The sequence below is a fragment of the Vibrio sp. B181a genome (genome assembly GCF_030248375.1).
Taxonomy (GTDB): domain Bacteria; phylum Pseudomonadota; class Gammaproteobacteria; order Enterobacterales; family Vibrionaceae; genus Vibrio; species Vibrio campbellii.
Window position 1 is genome coordinate 1 of the sequence record NZ_JAHGAD010000098.1, and the last position, 4,960, is coordinate 4,960.

2 protein-coding genes are annotated in these 4,960 nt (G+C 44.1%); both read left to right on the plus strand.

Annotated features, from left to right (window positions below):
• Positions 1 to 636 precede the first annotated feature (636 nt).
• Positions 637 to 1,983: a cadaverine/lysine antiporter gene (cadB, locus tag KIO97_RS24895; RefSeq protein ID WP_045372949.1), complete on the plus strand. Its 1,347-nt coding sequence runs from the start codon at positions 637 to 639 to the stop codon at positions 1,981 to 1,983.
• A gap of 116 nt (positions 1,984 to 2,099) precedes the next feature.
• Complete coding sequence (locus tag KIO97_RS24900; protein WP_285384252.1) at positions 2,100 to 4,235, plus strand: lysine decarboxylase CadA; 2,136 nt, start codon at positions 2,100 to 2,102, stop codon at positions 4,233 to 4,235.
• Positions 4,236 to 4,960 lie beyond the last annotated feature (725 nt).

Below are 4,960 nucleotides of genomic sequence, written 5' to 3' on the forward strand. Positions count from 1 at the left end.
GGCTTTTCATTCTCTATTCTCTATTCTCTATTCTCTATTCTCTATTCTCTATTCTCTATTCTCTATTCTCTAATGCCGCTGCTTTCTATGTCTGTTTGTATGGAGAGAAAGATTCAGCATCAAAAGTAAGTCTCAATCCAGTAGCCTTGATTCTTCAATCCGTCCTTTATTGCTCAGTGATTTAGTAAAAAGAGGGCTTGTATCCGAGCTCCTCTTTTTAATAGAGACAAGGAAGTTTGATGTAAGTCAATTGTCGAATAACGGTGGGGAAGGGCGACATCAACAGTTCAGGTAATTAGCTGGTTCTTGCCTTGATGTTGATAGTCGTTGATAAGGTTGATGGAAAATTTGTTGAGGTTGATGTTTTTAGTTTTTCAGTATGAGCACTTTAGGTTTTGCTCATAAGTTGCTGTATATGATGTCTTTATGTTTTTTAGTTTATCAGGTTTATCTCAACTTTATACCGATGGGCTAATTGTTTTATTGATAACCCCAAGTTTATTTTTTTCCCAGCTTTTGGGCGTAGTCTTCACTTCGAAATTTAGCGAGGTCGAGCAGATTCCTCCTCAGAGCATCTCGCTAATAACCATTCAGTTTGAGTCATGTTGACTCGAGTAGAATAGATTTGGAGATGTTATGTCATCGAATGCGAAAAAAATCGGCCTTATTGCCTGTACGGGTGTCGTAGCCGGTAACATGATGGGTAGTGGTATTGCACTATTACCTTCTAGCCTTGCCTCTGTAGGCTCTGTTTCAATCTTCAGTTGGCTGATCTGTTTGGTCGGTGCACTGAGTCTGGCGTTCGTTTACGCTCGTCTGGCAACCAAAAACCCACAAGAAGGTGGTCCTATCGCTTATGCTGGCGAAGTGTCTCCGGTATTTGGTTTCCAAACGGGCGTTCTTTATTACCACGCGAACTGGATTGGTAACCTGGCTATTGCCATTACAGGTGTCTCTTACCTTTCAGTATTCTTCCCTGTGCTTAATAACCCAATCCCGGCAGGTATTGCGACGATTGCATCGGTATGGATCTTCACTTTCGTCAACCTACTTGGTGGTAGCTGGGTAAGCCGTCTATGTACGCTTGGTCTAGTACTTATCCTTATCCCTGTTGTTGGTACAGCCGCATTTGGTTGGACGCACTTCGATACTGCGCTTTACAGCCAAAACTGGAACGTATCAGCAGGCACTGACAGCCACGCAGTAGTAACAGCGGTTCTTATCTGTCTATGGTCATTCGTTGGTGTGGAATCAGCGGCGGTATCTACAGGTATGGTAGAAAACCCTAAACGCACAGTACCACTAGCAACTATGTTGGGTACGGCTATCGCAGGTGTTATTTACATCCTATCTACTCAAATGATCAGCGGTATGTTCCCAGCATCAGAAGTAGCAGCATCAGGTGCACCATTCGCGCTAGCAACCACTGAGCTATTCGGTAGCTGGACAGCACCATTCGTATCAGCATTCACAGCACTAGCATGTTTCACTTCGCTAGGTTCTTGGATGATGCTAGTAGGTGAAGCGGGTAAACGTGCAGCAAACGACGGCAACTTCCCTAAAATCTACGGCGAAACAGACAAAAACGGTGTGCCTAAGAAAGGTCTAATTCTTGCGTCAATCAAGATGACTGCACTAATGGTTGTACTGATGTTCTTCAGCTCTAAAACAGCACACGCATCAGACCTGTTCAACCAGCTAACAACTGACGCAGTACTACTAACTATGCTGCCTTACTTCTACTCAAGCATTAACTTGATTCGCTTCGAAGGTATGACAACACGCAACGGCTTCGTAATGCTGTTCTCTGGTGTGGCTTGTCTGTTCTGCTTCATCGCACTAGCAGGTGCAGAGGGCGGTACGCTAACAGCAACCTTCATCGTATCTCTTGTTATCTTGATGTTCTACAGCAAAAAAGCAGGTCTAGCTCAGTACATGAAGCTTCATGCTGACGAAGACGTAGCTGCTCAAGCAAGCAACTAATCCCCAAACGCTGGCACTACGGTGCCAGCCCATAAAACTCAAATTCACGCGGCGCTCACCTTACTCATTGCCTGTAAATGGCAAAGAGCGCCCTCATTCGCCTTGGAGATGTCCAAATGAATATATTCGCTATCTTGAACCACATGGGTGTGTTCTTTAAAGAAGAGCCAGTTCGTCAACTTCACGCTGCTCTTGAGAAAGCGGGCTACGAAGTGGTTTACCCAGTAGATGATAAAGATTTGATCAAAATGATTGAGATGAACCCACGCATTTGCGGTGTGCTGTTCGACTGGGATAAATACTCACTAGAGCTATGTGAACGTATTAGCCAAATCAACGAGAAACTACCTGTTCACGCATTTGCTAACGAACAGTCTACTCTAGACATTTCACTAACAGACCTACGTCTAAACGTGAGCTTCTTCGAGTATGCTTTAGGTATGGCTGACGACATCGCTATCAAAATCAACCAAGCGACTGAGGCATACAAAGATGCAATCATGCCTCCATTCACTAAAGCGCTATTCAAATACGTAGAAGAAGGTAAATACACCTTCTGTACTCCAGGTCACATGGGTGGTACTGCATTCCAGAAAAGTCCTGCTGGTAGCATCTTCTACGATTTTTACGGTCCAAACACATTCAAAGCGGACGTATCAATCTCAATGCCTGAGCTAGGTTCTCTACTAGACCACTCAGGTCCACATAAAGATGCAGAAGAATACATTGCACGTACATTCAATGCGGATAGCTCTTACATCGTAACTAACGGTACGTCTACATCGAACAAAATCGTTGGTATGTACTCAGCGCCTGCAGGCAGCACAGTACTGATTGACCGTAACTGTCACAAATCTCTGACTCACCTGATGATGATGAGTGACGTGACACCAATCTACTTCCGACCAACTCGTAACGCATACGGCATTCTTGGTGGTATTCCACAAAGTGAATTCAGCCGTGATGTCATTGCAGAGAAAGTGGCGAAAACACCAGGTGCAACTGCGCCAAGTTACGCAGTAGTGACTAACTCAACTTACGATGGCCTACTGTACAACACGCAATTCATCAAAGAGTCGCTAGATTGTAAACACATCCACTTCGACAGTGCTTGGGTGCCTTACACTAACTTCAACCCAATTTACGAAGGTAAATGTGGTATGAGTGGTGAAGCGATGCCAGGCAAAGTGTTCTACGAGACACAATCAACACACAAACTGTTGGCAGCGTTCTCACAAGCTTCAATGATTCACGTGAAAGGTGACTTTGATAAAGAGTCTTTCAACGAAGCATTCATGATGCACACTTCAACTTCACCTCAGTACGGCATTGTTGCTTCTACTGAAACAGCAGCGGCAATGATGCGCGGCAATACTGGTAAGAAGTTGATGCAAGACTCTATCGATCGCGCAATCCGCTTCCGTAAAGAGATCAAACGCCTAGAAGCAGAAAGTGACAGCTGGTTCTTCGATGTATGGCAACCAGAAAACATCGATAGCACTGAATGTTGGAAACTAGACCCTAGCGACACATGGCACGGCTTCAAGAACATGGATGACAACCACATGTATCTTGATCCAATCAAAGTAACGCTACTGACTCCAGGGATGAATAAAGAAGGCGAACTAGAAGAATCAGGTATTCCTGCTTCGCTGGTGGCTAAATTCCTAGACGAGCGCGGCATCGTGGTAGAGAAAACAGGTCCATACAACTTGTTGTTCCTATTCTCAATCGGTATCGACAAATCAAAAGCAATGCAATTGCTACGCGGCCTAACTGAATTTAAACGTGGCTACGACTTGAACCTAACCATCAAGAGCTTCCTACCTTCGCTATACAACGAAGACCCAAGCTTCTATGAAGGTATGCGTGTTCAAGACCTAGCACAAGCAATTCACAACCTAACTAAGAAATACAACCTACCAGAGCTAATGTACAAAGCGTTCGATGTTCTTCCTGAAATGAAAGTAACACCACACGCAGCATGGCAAGAAGAGCTTCGCGGTAACGTAGAAGAAATCAAACTGGAAGAAATGGTCGGCCGCGTAAGTGCGAACATGATTCTTCCTTACCCTCCAGGTGTGCCACTAGTACTTCCTGGTGAAATGGTGACTCAAGAGTCTCGCCCTGTGCTGGACTTCCTAGAGATGCTTTGTGAGATCGGTGCGCATTACCCAGGTTTCGAAACCGACATCCACGGTCTATACCAACAAAAAGATGGTAGCTACACCGTAAAAGTATTGAAGAACTAAGTTCCTCTCGAAGATGACGTCATTGGGAATGCAAGCATGCTCCACTCTTACGAGCTCAATGCGTCATCGAACAATAACGGCATATTAGATATACCCCTAACTATTCTGTCGTAAAGAGAAGGGCAAGGATGCTCTGATCTTTTCTTCTATATATAGAAGAAGCACTTTTCCAAGACTTCACCTGAAGTACCCCAAATAAAAAGCAAAGACCAAAGAGCAGTTCGTCATCGTTCTGCTCTTTTTTCGTCTTTATATAGGTAGAAAGAGAAAAAAGAACCAAGAGAGATCAGATCAGCAACCGAAATCGCAAAGAAATCGGCGATCTTTTAATGCGGAAGTCAGGTGTTTCTTCATGAAAAGATCCTCTGCAACCCGAAATATTAGACAAGATCGTTGAGTATCTATGCATAATGCTCGTTATTTGTGCGGTTGAAAGTTTTTTTGCAAAAAAGGCTTGTGCTAATTTCTCAACCCCCTATACTGCGCATCCACCGACACGGAGTGAGACGAAAGTCACACAGCGAGTCGGGAAGAGAGAAAAAAGAATTTGAAAAAAATGCTTGACTCTCTCGCGGTGTGAAGTAAGATACGCACCCCTAACGACGAGCAACTAAGTTGCTGAAAATGTTAGAAAAGCTCTTTAAAAATAAGAACCTATCAATCTGTGTGGGCACTCGTTGATGATAATCCAATTAGAAGCTTCGGCTTCAAATTAGGTTTCAATG

Coding starts and splice junctions, on each gene's coding strand:
- cadB (WP_045372949.1), top strand. CDS start 637: ATGTCATCGAATGCGAAAAAAATCGGCCTTATTGCCTGTACGGGTGTC.
- KIO97_RS24900 (WP_285384252.1), top strand. CDS start 2,100: ATGAATATATTCGCTATCTTGAACCACATGGGTGTGTTCTTTAAAGAA.